The following is a 20,226-nucleotide window of genomic DNA, read 5'->3' as shown; positions in this document are numbered from 1 at the left end:
TTGGTTCTTATTGTNCAGATTGAAAAATTACGAGAGCAAGCGGCACGTGGTGAAATTATATTAGGTTATGTTGATGAAACAGGGTTTTCATCTACACCTGATAACCGCTATGCGTGGACAAAGATAGGTGATGTTCATGCGGTTGATGCAATAAGATTAAAACGAGTTAATGTCATGGGGTGTTTGCTTTCAACGGGGAAACTGGTGACAAGTTGTTTACAAGAGTCAGTTACAAGCACTTGGTTTTATGCCTATTTAACTGGAATAGCTCAACAAGTAAAACAGACTTATAACCTTCCATTGGTTCTTATTGTWGATAATGCCTCGATTCATAGAAGTAAAAAGATGGCTGATTACAGAGAGCTACTTAAAAGTAACTTTTCGACGAATTTGTATTTTATTCCAGCTTATAGCCCTGAGTTAAATCGAATCGAGATGGTATGGAAGCAGATGAAATATTATTGGCGAGATTTTCAAGTCATGACAGCTGATAAAATAGAGCAATGGGTGGAGAGAGTATCAAACCAATTCGGAAAAGAATACATGTTTACTTTTTAATGACAGCTTATTAACCAATTGTCTTCTATATTCAAGACAATTGGTTTTATTAAGTTTTTATAAGAATAAATAGTACATTGCGTAAAAATGAATACTAATAGTTTTCCTATCTGTTTTATTTTCTTCTTTCAGTATAGATTGCCAAATAAATGAGGGCCTTGATTTTTAAAAACATCCCTAAAGAGAATACATCTATACCTCATTCACTAAATAGTGACGGGATTAATACTTTTCCTAATTTACAAGAAAAAATAAAGCAGATTATAATGGCTCATCTCTATTTAGCGATGAGAAGCTGAATTGATCCCTAAAATAATAGATTATTTTTTTGATTTTAAATTAATAGGGTTTTGTTGCATAAATATGTAAGCATCTGATTTGAATAATTTTAATTTTGGATTAAAAATAATCAAAACTTTTAAAATCATATAGTTATGAAATCTTTGTGCAAAAAAGTCAGCAAGATACAACAATCAATGGAGCCAGTCAGAGTGGGTATGAAACATTTTAAACAGCAATCCAAATTTATATTACTGGCTATTACCATTTTATATAATGCTGCTACTTGTGCCCAAACTTTGAGCTACATACAAGCAGAGCAATATATTCTTCATAATTCATATAGTACTCAAGCCAGTCAGGCGTTACAACAGGCTTCACAATTAGAAGCCACTGCGTTAAAGGGTTTGGGGTTGCCTCGTGTGGACTTAAATGTAAGAGCTTATACTTATCATCAAGAATTAGAAGTACCACTCGGCGGAATAAAAAATAATTTAGAACAGACATTAAGCAATAATGTGAATCAAAAAGTTGATCAATGGTTAGGAGATAGTTCTAATACCGCTGTCATAAAAGATGGAATTGGTAAAAGTATTCAAGAGGGTGTCGGATTAATTCCGAATGCATATCAGCTCAACTTAGATAATCAAGTTGTACAACCCACCATTTCGATGATGATCCCGCTTTATACAGGCGGTTTCATCAGCTCAACTAAAGAAGTGGCGCAAATTAATGCGGACCGCCAACAATTAAATGATCAGCAACAGCAAGATTTACAGCGTTTTGAGTTAATACAGGTCTATTTCAATAGCCAATTACAGCAACAGCTTTTAGCAGCCAGTCAGTATAATTTAAAAGCTATACAGGGACATTACCAAAATGCGTTAAAACTAGAACAACAGGGTTTTATTAGCAAGGGTCAACGCATGCAGTTTGAAGTGGCTAAGAACAATGCTGAACGTGGTTTGCAAAACAGCGAGGCAAATTATAGTTCAAGTCTATTCCAATTGAATAATCTACTCCAAAGTAGTCAAATTAAGGATTTAAGCACGCCTTTATTTGTGAATAAGACTCCATCTACGTCATTAAATGCATTATTAAAAAGCTACCCAGAGCAATCAGTATTGATTCGTAAAATGCAAAAGGACATTCAACTGGCGAATGCTCAAGTTAAAATTAAAAGTGCTGCGACCAAACCTAATGTTTTTGCTTTTGGCGAATATGGACTAGAAGATAACCCTCACTGGATTGTGGGTGTTGCTGCGCGCTACAATTTATTTTCAGGTGTAGATCATAAAAAAAGTATCCAAGCTGCAGAATTACAGCGTTACGCGACTGAGTTGATGACTGCGCGAAGCAAGCAAGAGATTGAAACTCTCATATATAAATCTTATAGTGAAATGCTTACCGCTCAACAAAGCGATATTTTGCTCCAGCAAAATTTAAAAGCTGCAGTTGAAAACTTAAGAATTCAAGAATTATCATTTAAAGAAGATATGGCCACAGCCAATCAAGTCATTGACGCACAGAATATGTTAAGTGGTTTAAAAGCAGAAATGGCATTAAATGCGTACAAATATGTAATGTCACTGGCTACTTTATTACACAGTCATGGTTCGATTGATCAATTCTCAGAGTATCTGACCCAACCTAACACACATTATATTAATTCATGATGATGAGATAATTCCAGTGAATCAAGATCAGAATAATTCGAATCAGGAAGACAGAATGTCTGAATTGTCAGAGAATCAATCTTTAACAGCAAATTCAGCATCAGAGCAGCAGACTGCTATCCACCAACAAATGGATAATGAAATTGAAAATGATGATAAGTTGTTAGAGAGTGAATCAGTTGACACTTCACAAACTGCTCAAGATCAGGCGCAAGCCCTAAAGCCTGATTCGACAAAATCTAGAAAGTTAAAAATATTTGCGACATTATTGCTGATTTTAATACTCAGTTTAATTGGTTTTGGGCTTTGGAAAAGTTATCAGCCTCAACAAATTGAACTTCAAGGGCGTGTGGAAGCGGAAACAATATATGTGAGCACCAAAGTTCCGAGTCGTATAGAAGAGCTTTATGTACAAGAAGGACAGGTCGTTAAACAAAATCAGCCATTAGTTCGGCTTTGGAGCCCTGAAGTTTCAGCCAAAAAACAACAGGCTTTGGCAAGTCTTCAATCAGCACTAGCTTTTCAATCTACCGCTACACGCGGTTCTCAGCAAGAAAACATTGACAGCTTGTATGCGAACTGGCAAGCCTTGAAAGCACAGGAAGCATTAGCCAATACGACCTTACAACGGAGTATAAATTTATTTCGCGAAGGGGTGATTTCTAGACAACGCCGTGATGAAATTCAAGCAGCTGCTACTTCAGCATCTCAGATGACTGAAGCAGCTTACCAACAGTATGCACGTGCTAAACGCGGTAGTACCCCCGAACAAAAATCCACAGCAGATGCACAGGTAGAAATTGCAAAAGCGGCAGTGGCAGAAGCAAATGCATTAGAAGCAGAAACACAATTGAATGCACCTGTAGATGGGGTTGTTTCCAAAACCTATGGCAAAGTTTCTGAACTAATCGCCATGGGAGTACCTGTGGTGAGTATTATTCAAAATGATATTTGGGTGAGTTTGACTGTTCGTGAAGATCAATATGCATCTATTTATCAGCTTAAACAATTACAAGGCTATATACCTGCACTTGATCAGTATATGCTGTTTAATATCAAAAATATTGATGCGGAAGGTGAATTTGCTACCATAAAAACAACTCGTCAAACGGGCGGTTATGATATTCGAAGTTTTAAAGTGCATTTGGTGCCTGCCACGCCGAATCCTAATTTGAAAGTAGGTATGAGTGTGCTCTTTAAATTAAATAAGGCACACTAATGTTTGCGGGTTTTTTTCGAGAGTTAGAATATTTAATTAATCACAAATGGGATTTGAGTTTAGTCACCCTTGCGCCGTTGGTAATTATACTATTATTCAGTAGCATGTTTTATCAGGGTAAACCTGAACATTTGCCAATTGCTGTTGTCGATCAAGATCGGAGCGAACTCAGTCGTCAAATTAAAAAATATCTTACCCATCAATCTACGTTGCATATTGAGCTTGTTACTCAAAATCTAAGTGATGCAGAACGAAAGTTAAACCAGAATAAAATATGGGGCTATGTAGTTATCCCTGCTGGTGCAGAAGAACGTTTGGTTCACGCTGAAGATGCGCAAATTGGTATTTTTTTTAATCAAAGCTATTTTAGTGTTGGTAATAGTATCTCTTCAGCTATGTTTGTGAGTAGTCTCGAGGGAATTCAAGACTATATGAGACACCACTACTTAGTTCGCCATTTACCTGAGCTGGAATTACCGACAGCTACCGTAAAAATTTCACCTTTATATAATCCAGACTTGAATTATGAGCTCTATTTAGAGCCTTATATGATCCCAGCAATTTTGCATTTATTACTTTGCTGTTGTGTTGCATTTTCTGTTGGACAAGAGCTTAAATTTAAAACCACAGCTACCTGGGTAATGGGAGGGTCTGCATGGCGTGCTTTAATAACAAAAAATTTAACTTATGTCTTTATTTTTAGTTTCTGGACTTGGGTATGGATGTTCTGGCTGATTGAAGTACGAGGGTGGTTTGTTGTAGGGCAGTTGTGGGTGATTATTTTTGCACAATTTTTATTGTATTGTGCCTATGCATTTATAAGCAGTGCAATGGTTTTAGCCACTCAAAACTTAAGTAAAACTTTTGGTCTGATTGCTGTTTATGGTGGGTCATCCCTAAGTTTTGCAGGTGTGACTTTACCTTTAAATAATGCGCCATTATTTACAAAAATTTGGGCCAATATTATTCCGTATACACCTTATGCAAAATTGCAAACGCAGCAGTGGATTGTGGGTAGTCCGCTTGCGACTTCTGTTCTGCCATTTTTTATTTTAATTCTATATGCGGTGTTGTATTTTATTTTGGCGCTGTTTCTGCTTAAACATCGGCTTAAGGCGGGCAAAAATGAAACTATTTTTTAAATATTATACCAAAACATTTAAAGATATTTTTGCAAATTCAGCGATTTTCACAACACTGATTTTATCTGTATTTTTATATAGTTTCTTTTATCCTACCGCATATAAATCACAACATGCTGAATTTTTACCTATTGTAATTGTAGATGAAGAACGTAGTCCTCTCACTCAGCAAATTATAAGTGAGGTTGGTAAAAGTCCGAATGTTAGAATTAAAACCATCACAGGAAACTTTGCTGAAGCCGAAAGCTTGATTAAACAACAACAGGTAGATGGTATTTTATTGTTGCCAAATAACTTATCACACAGTATTCGGCGCGGTGATGTTGGTGGAGTTGGTTTATATTTAAGTACTGCTAACTTTCTAAAAACCAAGCAAATAGGTTTTGGTTTGGCACAGTCAATTGAAAGTGTGCTAATGACCCAAACTGAAAGGTTTAGAGAAATTTCAGATTTTTCTCCTGTTCTATCTGTCCATCAAATTCCATTATTTAACACAACTTCAGGCTATGGTAGTTATATTTTTCCTGCAATTGCTCCTCTCATCATTCATCAAACCATTCTTTTGGGTTTAAGTATGCTTATAGCAACTTATAAGGAACGAGGCTGGAAACCGAGCAAAACTGAAGTATTTGGAATATTCACTGCTATTTTAAGTATAGGGTGTTTAGGGTGCTTTTACTTATTCGGTTTTACTTTTTGGCTTTATGATTATCCTCGTGGAGGTAATTTTGAGGGAATGTTATTAGCTGTTCCTATTTATATTGGTAGTGTAATTGGCTTGAGTTTTTTAATTGCCAGTTATTTTGATATGCCTGAACGTGCAGGACAAGTTTTAGTTTTTACTTCAATTCCATTGTTTATGCTATCAGGAGCGGCTTGGCCACACGCAGCTATGCCGCTTTGGATGCAATACATTGCCAATATATTTCCTTCAACTCAAGCTATTCAACTGTTTATACAACTAAATCAAATGGGCGTTAAAACTTCAGTTGTATTGCCTAAATTAATTTATTTATTAGCATCTGGTAGTATTTTCTTGTTTTTAGGGGTTTGGCGAATTCGTAGGTCTAAGAATGAGTTGAGTTTCGCAAAGAAAATATAATAAGTTTTTCTTTGTGAGGATATCTTCTGATGGACTTTGTTGCACAAACATTTTGCAACTGACTAATTTTAAAATTTCTGTATAAATTTTAATCTATAAATAAATATAATAAAATCATACGCTTAATTTTTATGCAACAAAGCCTTTTCAAATTAGGATTACTAAAGGCGCTTTGAGTAGTTTGAATCAATTATTTGATTCAAGTTTGATATAGGGCGACAAATCTATGTTTTAGGTAGTCGGCTTAAATTTTGTGATAAAAATAACATTCAGAAGTTTTACTGCCGAAACGCGCCAAGAAAACTATTTTTCATCTAGCTGATTATGGCATTTCGCAGTAGAATATGCGCTCTCTTCAAGTCACATTGTGGCATGGTCCAAAAGATCAGCCCGTGGAGCCAAAATCAGCATGTTTATCGTTGCCGGTGCACCTGCACATTCATCTTTTAAGAAAACTCAACTCTTAAACCGTTTAGCGTCAATGAGTTCTGTTCAATCTTTCGATAGCCAATGGATTTATTTATTTGACCAAGCGCTCGACGAGCAACAACAGCAATCTGCTTTACAGCTTTTAAATGATGGTGCATCTTTTGAATTACGCCAAGCTGCAAGTGATGAAGTTCAAATTTTAGTGACACCACGTGTGGGCACAATTTCTCCTTGGTCATCAAAAGCAACCGATATTTTTGCCAACTGTAATACGCCTGTACACCGCTTAGAACGCGGTGTTTTGTTTACCTTAAAGGGTATTGCAGACGTTTCAAACGAAGTAAAACAAGTATTGCATGACCGCATGACTGAAAGTGTGTTTAATCACATTGATGATGCTGCAGCGTTATTTGTTGAAACTGAACCAAAACCTTTAAATAGCATTGATATTTTGGGTGAAGGTAAAGCAGCATTGGTAAAAGCCAACAGCGAGTTTGGTTTTGCCTTGTCTGACGAAGAAATTGATTATTTAACCGAAGCATTTATCAAGTTAGGCCGTAATCCGCATGACATCGAATTGATGATGTTTGCGCAAGCCAATTCTGAACACTGCCGTCACAAAATCTTTGGTTCAGAATGGACAATTGATGGCGAAGTACAGCCATTGTCACTGTTCCAAATGATCAAAAACACTTATAAAGAATCACCAACAGATGTATTGTCGGCTTATAAAGACAACGCTTCGGTGATAGTTGGTTTTGACACGCAGCGTTTCTATCCGAAAAAAGATGCTGCAACAGGTCACTACGTTTATAAATATAAGAGCCAAGCTGCCCACATTCTAATGAAAGTGGAAACGCACAACCATCCAACTGCAATTGCACCATTTGCAGGTGCTGCGACAGGTTCGGGTGGTGAAATCCGTGATGAAGGCGCGACAGGTCGTGGTGGTAAACCAAAAGCAGGTTTAACAGGCTTTACAGTATCGAATTTAAATATTCCTGGTTTTGAACAGCCTTGGGAAGAAAATTATGGCAAGCCTTCACGTATGGCATCGCCATTACAAATTATGATTGAAGGCCCATTGGGCGGTGCAGCGTTTAACAACGAATTTGGTCGTCCTGCGTTAAATGGTTACTTCCGTACTTTCGAGCAAAACGTGAATGGTGAAGTAAAAGGCTTCCATAAACCAATCATGATTGCAGGTGGTTACGGCAACATTCGTCCAGACCATGTCGAAAAAGACCCAATTCAGCCAGGCGATTTATTAATCGTTTTAGGCGGCCCTGCGATGTTGATCGGTTTAGGCGGTGGCGCTGCATCTTCTGTAGATAGCGGAACCATGGGTGAAAATCTTGACTTCGCTTCAGTACAACGTGAAAACCCAGAAATGGAACGCCGTTGCCAAGAAGTGATTGATACATGCTGGCGTTTGGAAGATGCTAACCCAATCGTATCAGTGCATGACGTGGGTGCAGGTGGTATTTCGAACGCAATGCCTGAGTTGGTGAATGATCACGAATTAGGTGCTGTACTTGATTTGCGTAAGATTCCATCTTTAGAACCAGGCATGTCACCAATGGAAATTTGGTCAAACGAAGCGCAAGAGCGTTATGTATTGGCCATCCGTCCAAGTTCTTTAGAATTATTTGAATCAATCTGTGCGCGTGAGCGTTGTCCGTTTGCAGTATTGGGTGAAGCGACAGAAGCGCGTCATTTAACGGTTGAAGATCCACTGTTCAATAACAAAGCTGTAGATATGCCAATGCAGGTCTTGTTAGGTGGTACGCCACGCATGAGCCGTTCTTATGAAAGCATTGAGCGTCAAGGTGATGATTTTGATGCAGCTCAAGTTACTGATCTGAAAGATGCGATTTACCGTGTTATCAAGAATCCAACCGTTGCTTCTAAATCATTCCTCATTACCATTGGTGACCGTTCAATTACAGGTATGGTTGCACGTGATCAGATGGTTGGCCCATGGCAAGTGCCTGTTGCAGATGCAGCAGTGACCACCACCAGCTTACAAGGCTTTACAGGTGAGGCAATGGCGATGGGTGAACGTCCACCTGTAGCCTTATTGAATCCCGCAGCATCTGCGCGTTTGGCAGTGGCGGAATCTATTTCCAATATCATGTCAGCCAAAATTGACCAGATTAGCGACATTAAATTGTCTGCAAACTGGATGGCAGCAGCAGGTCAAAAAGGTGAAGACCAAGCCTTGTTTGAAGGTGTTAAAGCGATTGGTATGGAAATGTGTCCTGCGCTAGGAATTGCAATTCCTGTAGGTAAAGACTCATTGTCTATGCGTACGACGTGGAATGACGAAGGTGTTGATAAATCTGTAACTTCACCAATGTCAGGTATAATTACTGCATTTGCACCAGTGACCGATGTGCGCAAAACGCTAACCCCTGAACTAAAAAATACCGATTCAGTATTGGTGCGTATCGACTTGTCTAAAGGTCAGTTCCGTTTAGGCGGTTCGATGTTGGCGCAAGTGTATAAAGCCATTGGTTCAGTGACACCAGATGTCGATAACTTTGACGAATTCAAAGCATTCTTTGCTTTGATACAAGACTGGAATAACCGCGGCTTGATTCAAGCTTATCACGACATTGGCGATGGTGGTTTATTAGCAACTGTAGCTGAAATGATGTTCGCTTCACGCTTAGGTGTGGCGTTAGAAGATCAATCTGTTGCGGCATTGTTTGCGGAAGAAATTGGTGCAGTACTACAAATTTCTAAAGCAGATTGGGCTGACTTAGCTACTGAAGTTGCTGCATCTACCTTGAAAGATGCAATTTCGGTAGTCGGTACAGTCAATAACACAGACCAACTTGCTGTAAATGACTTGGTGCTTGAACGTGCTGACTTGCAAACGGCTTGGAGTGAAGTATCACACCAAATCCAGCGTTTACGTGACAACTCAGAAACTGCTGATCAAGAATTTGCCTTGATTACAGATCAGAACCACAAAGGTTTGATCGCTCAACCAACATTCGATTTAAATGAGCCAGTTGAAGCGCCGTACATCAACACACGTCGTCCTAATATGGTGATTTTACGTGAACAAGGTGTAAATGGTCATGTAGAAATGGCGGCAGCATTTGACAAAGTCGGCTTTAACACTGTTGACGTGCACATGAGTGACTTGCTTGCAGGACGTGTCGATTTAGACGACTTTGAAGGCTTAGTTGCGTGTGGTGGTTTCTCTTACGGTGACGTCTTGGGTGCGGGCGGTGGCTGGGCAAAGTCAGTCTTGTTTAACCCGAAATTACGTGACCAGTTTGAGAAATTCTTTAACCGTCAAGAAACATTCTCACTGGGCATCTGTAACGGTTGTCAAATGTTGTCACAATTAGCACCACTCATTCCAGGTGCAGAAGCGTGGCCACGTTTCCATCGTAATACCTCAGAAGTGTTTGAAGCGCGTAGCGTTAATGTACGCGTTGAAAAATCGAATTCTGTATTATTGGAAGAKATGGAAGGCTCGATTTTACCAATCGCAGTGGCGCATGGCGAAGGTCGTGTCGTTGCACCTGAAGCTAATTTGGCAGCCTTAAACGCAGGTAACCAAGTGATTTTACGTTATGTCGATAGCCACGGAAATGCGACCCAGCATTATCCAATGAACCCGAATGGTTCGCCAGAGGGTATTTCAGGTGTGACTTCAAAAGATGGTCGTGCAACAATTATGATGCCGCACCCTGAACGTAATTTCCGTGCGCTTCAACATTCTTGGAAACCTGAAGAATGGACTGAAGATGGTGCATGGTTACGTATGTTCCGCAATGCGCGTAGATTTATTGGTTAAGCTTCCACTCGCTTAATCTTTAGCAGTCAGCCACCCGAAGGTGGCTGATTTTTTTATGCCAACTTACAAGCTTATATAAACCTGTATGCTTCTCTCAAAAAACGTTGGATTGCTGTCTAACAATTCTGCATCCATGCCAACTAGCATAGTCATCCTAGACAACTCAAGCTATCATAAACAAGCAAACACACATGGGATGGCGTTATGAAAATCATTGCAGATGAAAATCTGGCATATACCGATTATTTCTTTGCAGATTTGGCAGAAATAGAGCACAAGGCTGGACGCCGTCTAACGCATCAAGATGTGCAAGATGCTGATGCGCTGCTAGTTCGTTCCGTCACCCAAGTGAATGCAGCATTGATTCAACAGACTGCGCTTCAATTTATTGGCAGCGCGACCATTGGCACAGACCACCTTGATATCCCAGCCATCGAGCAGCAGGGTATTGCATGGTCAAATGCKGCAGGTTGTAATGCGCAGGCGGTGAGTGAGTATGTGATTACCGCATTGCTTCATCTCGAGCCTGAATTACTACATGCCAATCAAAACTTTAAACTTGGCATTATTGGACTGGGCAATGTCGGCTCGCGCTTGGTCAAAATGGCACAATTATTAGGTTGGGATGTCATCGCGTATGATCCATTTGTACAGTTACCCAATGTGCAGCAATGTGACTTAGATGCACTATTACAACAGGCAGATGCAATTTCCATTCATGTGCCATTAACAGAAACTGGTGAACATCCTACTCATCATTTAATTAATGCAGCGCGTTTGGCATGTATGAAGCCTCAAGCCATTCTGATTAATTCAGCGCGTGGGCCAGTGGTAGAAGAAGCGGCTTTAATGCAGGATATTCAACATACTCAGCGTTTAGTGGTATTAGATGTTTTTGAATATGAACCTGAAATCTCTGCAGAATTATTAGATTTGCTTGCTTTGGCAACCCCGCATATTGCAGGGTATAGCCTAGAAGGCAAGGCACGCGGCACACAAATGATTTATCAGGCTTTTTGTGAAAATTTTGGTTTAGATGCCACAAAACAATTTGAAACTCAATTGCCAAGCTGCGCGCAATATTTCAAAACCCAAGATTTGAAAAATAGTCTGCATGCACATTTAAGTCAAATTTATGATATTGCACAGGATGATGCCAATTTACGTGCCTGTGTCAAAGCGGGCAAAGTTGAGCAGCAGGCTTTTGATCATTTAAGAAAAACCTATCCTCTGCGTCGTGAATGGGCAGCGCATGGAGGCCCGCAAGCATGAGTTCAAATCTCCAATATCAACCCACTTGCGACTTAAACAGCATGCGCGCACGTGCACAATTGTATGCACAAATACGCCAGTTTTTTGTGGAACGTGAAGTACTTGAAGTTGAAACGCCAATTTTGTCACAGGCAGGGGTGACTGATGTGCATTTGGCTTCAGTGCAAGCGCAGCGCTACGTGCAGGGCAAATTGCATACGCACTATTTACAGACCTCACCTGAATTTGCTATGAAGCGTTTATTGGCCAGTGGCAGTGGTGCTATTTATCAAATTTGCAAAGTCTTTCGAGATGATGAACATGGGCGTAAACACAACAGCGAATTTACCATGTTGGAATGGTATCGTCCCCAATTTAGTCTGAAAGATCTCATGTTTGAGGTGACTGATTTACTCAATTTGACTTTAAAACAACGCTTTGGCGAAGTACGTCCGATAGTATTGAGCTATAAACATGCATTTATGGATCGTTTGGATTTAAATCCATTACAGGCAAGTCTGCAACAATTGAAAGACTGCTGTCATCGTGTTGGTTTGCATCTGGATTTGGGGGATGACCGTCTAGGCTATATCGACCTATTGTTCTCACATTTTGTAGAACCGAGTTTGGGCTTTGATGATCCTGTATTTTTAACCGATTTTCCACCTGAATTGGCATCTTTGGCTAAAACCAGAACAGATGATGATGGGGAATTGGTCGCAGCGCGTTTTGAGCTATATATCGAAGGTTTAGAGCTTGCAAATGCCTATGATGAACTGGTTGATGCTGCGGTGCTGCGTTCCCGTTTTGAAGCCGATAATGCAGAACGCACACGACTTGGTTTGCATGTGATGCCAATTGATGAATATTTATTGGCTGCATTACCGCATATGCCTGAATGTTCAGGAATCGCCTTAGGAATAGATCGCTTATTGATGGTTGCAACTGAGCAGATGCGTTTAGAGCAGGTGATAAGTTTTCCTGCACAACTTGCATAATAGTTAAATTCAGTAGTTTCTCAATTCGCGATGTATTTATTCGAGAACCTAAAGCACTAAAAAAGCCGCAACTTCTATATTTTGAGAAGATTGCGGCTTTTTGAGTAAAACTTTAGGCTAGCTTTAAATAGGCTAAAGAGGATTTAAAAAACACATGAAATGATGTTTCATAGACCAAAATAGCCTAAGCAGTAGCAGCCACGTGGCGTGCCTTCAATTGTTCAATCGCTTTAATTCGCAGTTCAATCAGCATTTCACCAATATCGGGTCCTTGGACATCGGCAGGTAAGTCTTGCGCTTTAATGCTTCGTACCACTTGAATTGCTTCCAATATATAGCTCGCTTGTGGATAGTCACGATCTTCCAAACCTAAACGCCCACGAGAGTCACATTCACAGGCCTGTACAAAGGCTTCTACGCGTTCAGGACGACGCAAGACATCCAATCGTTGTAATAAACGCCATAACGTGCCAGGTTTTAAGCTCAAAGCTTGGTGGCATTTTAAATGCTCTTTACATACAGCCAGTGCCAGTTGTTTGGTAGTGTTCGGTACGCGCAGACGATCGCATACTTCCGTTACAGGTCTAATCCCACGTTCTTCATGCATAATGTGTCTTGGCAATTCATCGGCAGGGGTTAAGGCCTTGCCCAAATCATGCAATAACACTGCAAAGCGTACATCGAGTGAGTAATTGGCACGACAGGCTTGTTGAAGTGACATCATGGTATGCACACCACAGTCAATTTCAGGGTGATATTCAGGGCGCTGTGGAATACCGAATAAAGCATCTAATTCTGGAAACAAAACTTTTAAAGCACCACAGGCACGTAATGTTTCAAAATACACATCGGCATGCGCTTCCATTAGGGCACGCGAAGTTTCTTTCCATACGCGCTCAGGCGTCAGCGCATCTAATTCGCCAGACTCTGCCAACTCTTGCATTAATAACAAGGTTTCAGGGGCAATCACAAAGCCTAGAGCGTGATAACGTGCGGCAAAACGGGCAATACGCAGCACCCGTAACGGGTCTTCTACAAATGCATTGGATACATGGCGCAGCACTTTATTGCACAAATCTTGCTGTCCACCGTAAGGGTCGTAGACATTACCATCCTTATCCATCGCCATGGCATTTATGGTTAGGTCACGACGTATTAAATCTTGTTCCAAAGTTACGCTTGGGTCGGTATGAAATTCAAAACCATGATAACCGTGTCCAGATTTGCGCTCTGTACGGGCAAGTGCATATTCATCTTTGGTTTCAGGATGAAGAAAAACAGGGAAATCTTTGCCCACAGGTTGAAAGCCTTGAGCTAAAAGTTGTTCGGGCGTTGCGCCAACCACAACATAATCTTTTTCGTGATAGGGATGCCCGAGTAAGTGATCTCGAACTGCACCGCCTACTAAATAAACTTGCATGAAAAAACCTCTATTCTTCAAGCAATCATGCTACAGAATAGAGGTTTTCTCAAGTCCATAATTCTGAGTCAATGACTCAGATTTAGATGGAGTACCTATAAATTATAGGCTGTCACGTTCCGTTTGTTGAATTTCAGCAACGGTTAACGCAGTCATATTCACTACACGACGTGTCGTAGCAGTTGGCGTTAAAATATGTACAGGTTTCGCTGCACCCAACAAGATTGGTCCAATTGTGACATTGTTACCTGAAGTCGATTTCAACAAGTTAAATGAAATATTGGCAGCATCTAAGTTCGGCATAATCAACAAGTTTGCAGAACCTTTGAAGCGAGAGTTCGGGAAAGCAAAATGACGGATATTTTCGTCTAAGGCTGCATCACCGTGCATTTCACCTTCAACTTCAAGCTCAGGTGCAATCTCACTTAAGATTTCAAAGACTTTACGCATTTTTTGTGCACTAGCGTCTTGTTGGTCAGAACCAAAGCTTGAGTGAGAAAGTAGTGCAACACGTGGTGTCATACCAAAACGGCGTACTTCTTCAGCCGCTAAAAGTGTCATTTCAGCCAACTGTTCAGCAGTTGGGTTTGTGTTGACATAAGTGTCGGCAATGAACAAGTTGCGATCTTCAAGCATCAATGCGTTAAGGGTAAAGAAGTTAGTACGACCTTCTTTTAGACCAATCACATTTTTTACGAAATCAAGGTGAATATCGTAGCTTGAATAAGTACCACATAACATACCATCGGCTAAACCATGCTTCACTAGCATTGCTGCAATGAGGGTAGAACGACGACGTGCTTCACGCTGCGCGTATTCAGGTGTCACACCTTTACGCTGCATGATAGTGTAGTAATCATCTGCAAATTTTTCGTAGTTCGGGTTGTTTTCCTGATCTACAATTTCTATATTCACGCCATGTTCAAGACGTAAACCTAGCTTTTTAATGTTTGCTTCAATCACAGCAGTACGGCCGATAAGGATTGGTTTTGCCAAGCCTTCATCTACTGCAATTTGTACTGCGCGAAGTACGCGTAGGTCTTCGCCTTCTGCATAAGCAATATGCTTAGGATCAGTTTTTGCCTGAGCAAAAATAGGCTTCATCATCAATGCCGAGTTATATACAAACTCAGACAAACGCTGACGATATGCAGAGAAGTCTTGAATTGGACGACTTGCAACACCTGAATCCATAGCGGCTTGAGCAACTGCAGGTGCAATTTCAAGAATTAATCGCTGATCAAGTGGTCGTGGAATTAAATAATCACGGCCGAATGATGCAGATTTTTCACCATAAGTTGAGGCATCTGCTTCAATGTGTGCCATACGTGCAATTGCGTGTACGCAAGCAATTTTCATTTCTTCGTTGATAGTTGTTGCGCCAACGTCTAATGCACCACGGAAAATATACGGGAAGCAAAGTGCGTTGTTGACTTGGTTAGGGTAGTCTGAACGGCCTGTCGCCATAATTACGTCTGGACGTACTTCGTGCGCATGTTCAGGTAGGATTTCTGGGTCGGGGTTAGCCAAAGCAAAGATAATTGGATTTTCAGCCATTTCTTTAACCATAGCTTTAGTCAAGATACCCGCTGCAGAAAGACCGAGGAACATATCTGCACCGCCAATTACATCGGCTAGTTGTGTTGCTTCAATATCTTGCATATAGCGTTTTTTAGAGTCATCCAAACCTTCACGCTTAGTGGTGATTAGACCACGTGAGTCCGCAACAATGATATTTTCTTTTTTCGCGCCCAACGCACATAATAGGTCTAAACAAGATAGCGCGGCGGCACCTGCACCTGAAGCTACAATTTTGATTTCTTCAATTTTCTTGCCATTGAGCAACAAAGCATTGAGTAGGGCTGAACCGACAATGATTGAGGTACCGTGTTGGTCATCGTGGAACACCGGAATGTTCATACGTTCACGAAGTTTTTGCTCAATGTAGAAACATTCTGGTGCCTTGATGTCTTCAAGGTTAATACCACCAAAAGTTGGTTCTAATGCTGCCACAATATCTACAATTTTATCTGGATCATTTTCAGCAATTTCGATATCAAAAACATCGACACCAGCAAACTTTTTAAAGAGTACGCCTTTACCTTCCATCACAGGTTTAGACGCCAAAGGACCGATATTACCTAAACCCAGTACTGCTGTACCGTTACTCACGACAGCAACCAAGTTACCGCGAGCGGTATAAAGTGCAGCTTTTGAAGGGTCACGTTCAATCTCTAAACATGGTGCTGCGACACCTGGTGAGTAAGCAAGCGCTAAGTCACGTTGATTGACCAGCTGCTTACTTGGAGTAACGCTGATTTTTCCTGGTGTTGGAAATTCGTGATAGTAAAGTGCCTGCTGTTTTAATGATTGATCGTCCATCTGAATCTCTTATGTGACAAGTTGGCCAGCGATGCTGGTGAATTTTTATGAATCTTATGGAAATATACCATTACTTGCCCTCTTAGCACAGTCGTCACTGTTTATTTTTAGAACAAACTTGGAGCTTTTAGGTCTAGTTTAAGATTAAGGAGCGATAAGCGCGGATACTAAATTTGCTTTTAGAAATTGAGTCGCTTCACTTTCAGGCAAAGGCCTAGAGAATAAATAACCCTGTGCAATATCACACTTTAAATTCTGCAAATATTGGAGTTGTTGTTCAGTTTCAATTCCTTCAGCCACTACAGTCATGTCCATGGCTTTGCCCATAGCAATGATGGCATTGACAATGGCTTCTTGTTTGGTATTTCCAATTTTAGAAATAAAACTACGGTCAATTTTTAAAATGTCTATTGGGAAGTCAGTTAAGTAAGAAAGTGAAGAATAGCCTGTACCAAAATCATCTAAGGCAATATGAATATCACGTTGTTTAATTTCATCTAATAAGGACTTCACGGTTGTGGAATTTTCCACCAAAAAGGATTCTGTAATTTCTAATACTAAGCTTGCACCTGAAATTTGATAGGTTTTAATCGCATCATCTAAATCTTGAAGTAATTGACCACGTTGCAGTTGTTGTGCAACCACATTGACTGATACTCGAATATGATCAAAACCTAACAGGTTCCATTCACGAATTTGTTTGGCTGTTTGTTGAATCACAACTCGACCAATATCGGAAATTAAACTGGTTTGTTCTGCAATAGGAATAAATAGGTTGGGTGGAATAATGCCTTTGCTTGGATGCTGCCAACGTACCAATGCCTCAAACCCAACCACTTGATAGTTATGGAAATCAATTTTAGGTTGATAATATACAATTAATTCATCATTTTTAATGGCTTGGCGTAAGTCACGCTCTAAATGCACATCTTGCTCTAGCAGTTTGGTGTTGTCTAAAGTGTAATATTTAATGGTATTGCCACCTAAACGCTTAGCCTCAGACAAGGCTTGTTCAGCACAATTATTTAGATAATCCAACTGGCGTCCATGTTCAGGATAGAGGGAAACCCCCATCGACAGAGTAATAATATGTTCTTGTCCCTGTACATTAAACGGCAAATTAAAGGCTTTGGTGATACGTTCACAGTGCTCTTCGATTGAAGGGCGAATGTGAGAAATTTCATAAACAATTGCAAAATCATCGCCATTTAAGTGTGCAACAAACAGCGCTTCGGCATTGGTGATACGTAAACGCTGCGCCACTTGGCGGAGCAATTCATCGCCACCATTATTGCATAAATATTCATTTAAAGGTCTGAAACGGTCAATATTGAGTCGAATGACCGCCAATTGCTGCAATGAATCTTGCTGTGAAATAAGATATTGATGTAGTTGATAATTATAATAAAAACGATTGGGGAGATCGGTCAGCGCATCATAATTTTCTAAATAGGATAAACGCTGTTCTTTTAGTTTATGTTCGGTTAAATCAGACACAATTCCAATATAATTAATAATACGGTTTTGCTCATCTTTGACTGCATTGATATGCAAACGAACTTCTAATTCTTTTCCTGAGCGGAATTTTATACTCTTTTCAGTATGATATTCACCCTTGCTGAGTAATTGTTGAACAATTTCCTCTTGTGTCATGCGTGGATTTGCTTTGTTGGATTTGACTAGATCAAACAGATATTTACCTATAATATGGTCACGTTGAAATCCACTCATTTGTGCATAAAATGGATTGCTTTCAATATAGCGCAGGTTTTCATCTAAAATAAAAATACCTTCAGCCGCTTGTTCAAGTACGCTAGCAGTGAGTTTTAAGCGTTCTTGTGCAATTCGTTCTTGGTGAATGTCACGGCGAACCCCGACCATGCGTAAAGGTTTATTGGTGACAGGATCACGCTCAATTACCCGCCCAATATCTTGCACCCAATACCATTGACCTGAATTATGTTGAATGCGATAAGTGGCTTGATAGCGTTCTGTCTGACCACGTAAATGCTCTTTCATGGTTTGATGAAGGTGTGCAATATCATCACGGTGAATTAATTGCTGTAATTTATTCCGATGCTTTTTGGAATTTTTTAAACGAGTTTGCTGTGAGCCAGTGCCAAAGACAATGCTTCTTTCTCGGATATTCCAGTCCCACGCTTTAATACCTGCGGCTTCATGTGCCAAAATTAAACTATGTTGTTGATTGATTAAGTCTAGATGGGTTTGTTCTAAGTCAAAGGTACGTTCTCTAATTTTTTGTTCCAGCATTTGATTGTTAAATTGCAGTTGTAATTCAATATCTTTAGATTTGTTCATTTCCACTTGCAATTGTTGGCGGAGTTGATCTGTCCAGTCAACTTGTTGCTCTGCGGCTTTTTTTAATTGGTCGTTTTTAAAATTGACGCTCGATAACCGACGATGCATATGCATTGAAGTATTGGCACAAATGAGTAAGGTGATTAATGCAAAATTTGTTGCCAGAAAAAAGAAAGCAGAAGTTTCAGAGCGAATTAAAAACTGCGCGGCAATATAGGGCGTAATGACTGGAATGAATACCCAACAAAAATAACTCAAGCGTTGTGTTAAAAAGGTGAGGGCAAAGGTTTGACTCACAATAATTAATAAGGCAGCTAGAATAATGGCTTCATGGATGTTCAGTTCAGGGTTTTGATGGGGTAAAAAGTAATACAGCAAAGTTACCCCAACTGCGATTGCAGTTCCAATTAAGAAACATACCAATTTTAACCAGCGATCTGCATGTTGGAGTTGATATTGCCCCGTTTTAAAGTGAATCGCAGTGAGCAGTAAACACGAACCAATGGTCAGTTCAGTGAGAATAAACCAGATATTGAGGTAGGGTGATGATTGTGAGAAAGAAATTTGATAAATAAAAAACACATACAGACAAACAATCAGGATGCTGACCAAAAAGAATCGAATAAGCCGAATGGTATTGGTGATTTGCGCAGCATCTAAGTATTGCTGCAACAATTCATCTTGAGCGTCTGACATACTTCCCCAAAATCTAGTTAAATGATTCCATCATTTATATTTTTAAATAACATTACGTTGATGCATAAACTATTGCGGTTTGTGTTTAAATTTTGTGCAAAATTTTTAAGATCTTCTTCGAGAGTAATCCTGTGCTTTATAAATTGCAATGTTATTGGCTATCGATTTCTGCAAAAGTGGATAAATTACTCAGCTAAGCGATAATTTAAGATTGCTAAAGCAACCACGGGTGCGGTTTCAGTGCGTAATATCCGAGAACCAATACACCAGTTTTGAAAGCCAACAGCATTTGCAGCGCTAATTTCAGCCTCGCTTAAACCACCTTCAGGCCCAATTAATAAAGCCAAATCTTTGCTGGCGTTGTTTAACACATCGACTTGATCTTTATTTGGTGCTAACACTAATTTGGTAGCAGGAAGGTCGCTATTGAGCCAGTCCTCTAACCGTAGTGGGGCTAAAATTTTCGGGACGATATTCATGCCACACTGTTCGCAGGCTGCAATGGTAATGCCTTGCCAATGATCTATTTTCTTTTGATCACGGTCATATTTTAAGCGCATTTCACAGCGTTCAGAGGTGAGCAACTGAATGTTAGTTACGCCAAGCTCTACCGCTTTTTGAATCGCATAATCCATACGATCGCCTTTGCTCATTACTTGTCCTAATAAGGCGCTAAAGCTTGGGATGCGATTGTCTGGATTAAAACTTTTAATCTGCACTAGCGCTGTTTTTTTGGTAACTTCAACCAGTTCCACTTCATATTCACCACCTTGCCCATTGAACAAGGTGGCGGTTTCACCGACTTGTGCGCGTAGTACTTTCACCCAGTGATGAAATACTGTTTCAGTCAGTTCAACTTGTGTATCTACTGCTAATTCAGCCTCAATATAAAAACGGGGCATAGGGATTACTCGTTCAAGTCAATAAATATGAAAAAT

Annotated in this window: 12 protein-coding genes; 8 read left to right on the top strand and 4 right to left on the bottom strand. The window is 40.0% G+C overall.

Annotation, left to right across the window (positions count from 1 at the left end):
- From BJN41_RS01205 to epmA, 8 genes are all read left to right on the top strand, one after another.
- Positions 1 to 558 carry an IS630 family transposase gene (locus BJN41_RS01205; RefSeq protein ID WP_227515202.1) on the top strand — a complete coding sequence of 186 codons (558 nt, stop codon included), beginning with the start codon at positions 1 to 3 and terminating at the stop codon, positions 556 to 558.
- A gap of 497 nt (positions 559 to 1,055) precedes the next feature.
- A complete protein-coding gene (locus BJN41_RS01200; protein WP_227515196.1) occupies positions 1,056 to 2,513 on the top strand; it encodes a TolC family protein in 1,458 nt (485 codons plus the stop codon).
- A gap of 55 nt (positions 2,514 to 2,568) precedes the next feature.
- On the top strand, positions 2,569 to 3,732 hold the full coding sequence (locus BJN41_RS01195) for an HlyD family secretion protein (RefSeq protein WP_019836548.1): 1,164 nt from the start codon (positions 2,569 to 2,571) through the stop codon (positions 3,730 to 3,732).
- A complete protein-coding gene (locus BJN41_RS01190) occupies positions 3,732 to 4,874 on the top strand; it encodes an ABC transporter permease (RefSeq protein ID WP_070152395.1) in 1,143 nt (380 codons plus the stop codon). The genes BJN41_RS01195 and BJN41_RS01190 overlap by 1 nt, the downstream gene beginning before the upstream one ends.
- Positions 4,858 to 5,976: an ABC transporter permease gene (locus BJN41_RS01185; RefSeq protein ID WP_019836549.1), complete on the top strand. Its 1,119-nt coding sequence runs from the start codon at positions 4,858 to 4,860 to the stop codon at positions 5,974 to 5,976. The genes BJN41_RS01190 and BJN41_RS01185 overlap by 17 nt, the downstream gene beginning before the upstream one ends.
- Before the next feature lie 409 nt (positions 5,977 to 6,385).
- Positions 6,386 to 10,222: a phosphoribosylformylglycinamidine synthase gene (gene purL / locus BJN41_RS01180; RefSeq protein WP_070152392.1), complete on the top strand. Its 3,837-nt coding sequence runs from the start codon at positions 6,386 to 6,388 to the stop codon at positions 10,220 to 10,222.
- Positions 10,223 to 10,426: 204 nt separating this feature from the next.
- Complete coding sequence (locus BJN41_RS01175; RefSeq protein ID WP_004972744.1) at positions 10,427 to 11,494, top strand: 4-phosphoerythronate dehydrogenase; 1,068 nt, start codon at positions 10,427 to 10,429, stop codon at positions 11,492 to 11,494.
- Positions 11,491 to 12,471, top strand: coding sequence for an EF-P lysine aminoacylase EpmA (epmA, locus tag BJN41_RS01170; protein ID WP_019836551.1), 981 nt, complete (start codon positions 11,491 to 11,493; stop codon positions 12,469 to 12,471). The genes BJN41_RS01175 and epmA overlap by 4 nt, the downstream gene beginning before the upstream one ends.
- A 184-nt stretch (positions 12,472 to 12,655) precedes the next feature.
- On the opposite strand, the gene BJN41_RS01165 is transcribed toward epmA, so the two are convergent.
- The 4 genes from BJN41_RS01165 to BJN41_RS01150 all read right to left on the bottom strand — a co-directional run bounded on the left by BJN41_RS01165 (position 12,656) and on the right by BJN41_RS01150 (position 20,190).
- Positions 12,656 to 13,891 carry a multifunctional CCA addition/repair protein gene (locus BJN41_RS01165; RefSeq protein ID WP_070152389.1) on the bottom strand — a complete coding sequence of 412 codons (1,236 nt, stop codon included), beginning with the start codon at positions 13,889 to 13,891 and terminating at the stop codon, positions 12,656 to 12,658.
- A 102-nt stretch (positions 13,892 to 13,993) separates the two neighbouring features.
- The gene (locus BJN41_RS01160; RefSeq protein ID WP_070152386.1) at positions 13,994 to 16,273 is read right to left on the bottom strand and encodes an NADP-dependent malic enzyme; all 2,280 of its coding nucleotides are present in this window, start codon (positions 16,271 to 16,273) and stop codon (positions 13,994 to 13,996) included.
- A gap of 144 nt (positions 16,274 to 16,417) precedes the next feature.
- Complete coding sequence (locus BJN41_RS01155) at positions 16,418 to 19,288, bottom strand: EAL domain-containing protein (RefSeq protein WP_070152383.1); 2,871 nt, start codon at positions 19,286 to 19,288, stop codon at positions 16,418 to 16,420.
- Between the two features lie 185 nt (positions 19,289 to 19,473).
- Positions 19,474 to 20,190, bottom strand: coding sequence for a 16S rRNA (uracil(1498)-N(3))-methyltransferase (locus BJN41_RS01150; RefSeq protein ID WP_019836555.1), 717 nt, complete (start codon positions 20,188 to 20,190; stop codon positions 19,474 to 19,476).
- Between the last annotated feature and the right edge of the window lie 36 nt (positions 20,191 to 20,226).

The organism is Acinetobacter towneri (assembly GCF_001758345.1).
Lineage (GTDB): Bacteria > Pseudomonadota > Gammaproteobacteria > Pseudomonadales > Moraxellaceae > Acinetobacter > Acinetobacter towneri_A.
Note: the sequence above shows the minus strand (reverse complement) of the source record. Positions and strands in the feature narration are given on the sequence as shown.

What these genes read in the sequence shown, in the direction of transcription:
- BJN41_RS01200 (WP_227515196.1), top strand. Translation starts at nt 1,056, where the DNA reads ATGAAACATTTTAAACAGCAATCCAAATTTATATTACTGGCTATTACC.
- BJN41_RS01195 (WP_019836548.1), top strand. Translation starts at nt 2,569, where the DNA reads ATGTCTGAATTGTCAGAGAATCAATCTTTAACAGCAAATTCAGCATCA.
- BJN41_RS01190 (WP_070152395.1), top strand. Translation starts at nt 3,732, where the DNA reads ATGTTTGCGGGTTTTTTTCGAGAGTTAGAATATTTAATTAATCACAAA.
- BJN41_RS01185 (WP_019836549.1), top strand. Translation starts at nt 4,858, where the DNA reads ATGAAACTATTTTTTAAATATTATACCAAAACATTTAAAGATATTTTT.
- epmA (WP_019836551.1), top strand. Translation starts at nt 11,491, where the DNA reads ATGAGTTCAAATCTCCAATATCAACCCACTTGCGACTTAAACAGCATG.
- BJN41_RS01165 (WP_070152389.1), bottom strand. Translation starts at nt 13,891, where the DNA reads ATGCAAGTTTATTTAGTAGGCGGTGCAGTTCGAGATCACTTACTCGGG.
- BJN41_RS01160 (WP_070152386.1), bottom strand. Translation starts at nt 16,273, where the DNA reads ATGGACGATCAATCATTAAAACAGCAGGCACTTTACTATCACGAATTT.
- BJN41_RS01155 (WP_070152383.1), bottom strand. Translation starts at nt 19,288, where the DNA reads ATGTCAGACGCTCAAGATGAATTGTTGCAGCAATACTTAGATGCTGCG.
- BJN41_RS01150 (WP_019836555.1), bottom strand. Translation starts at nt 20,190, where the DNA reads ATGCCCCGTTTTTATATTGAGGCTGAATTAGCAGTAGATACACAAGTT.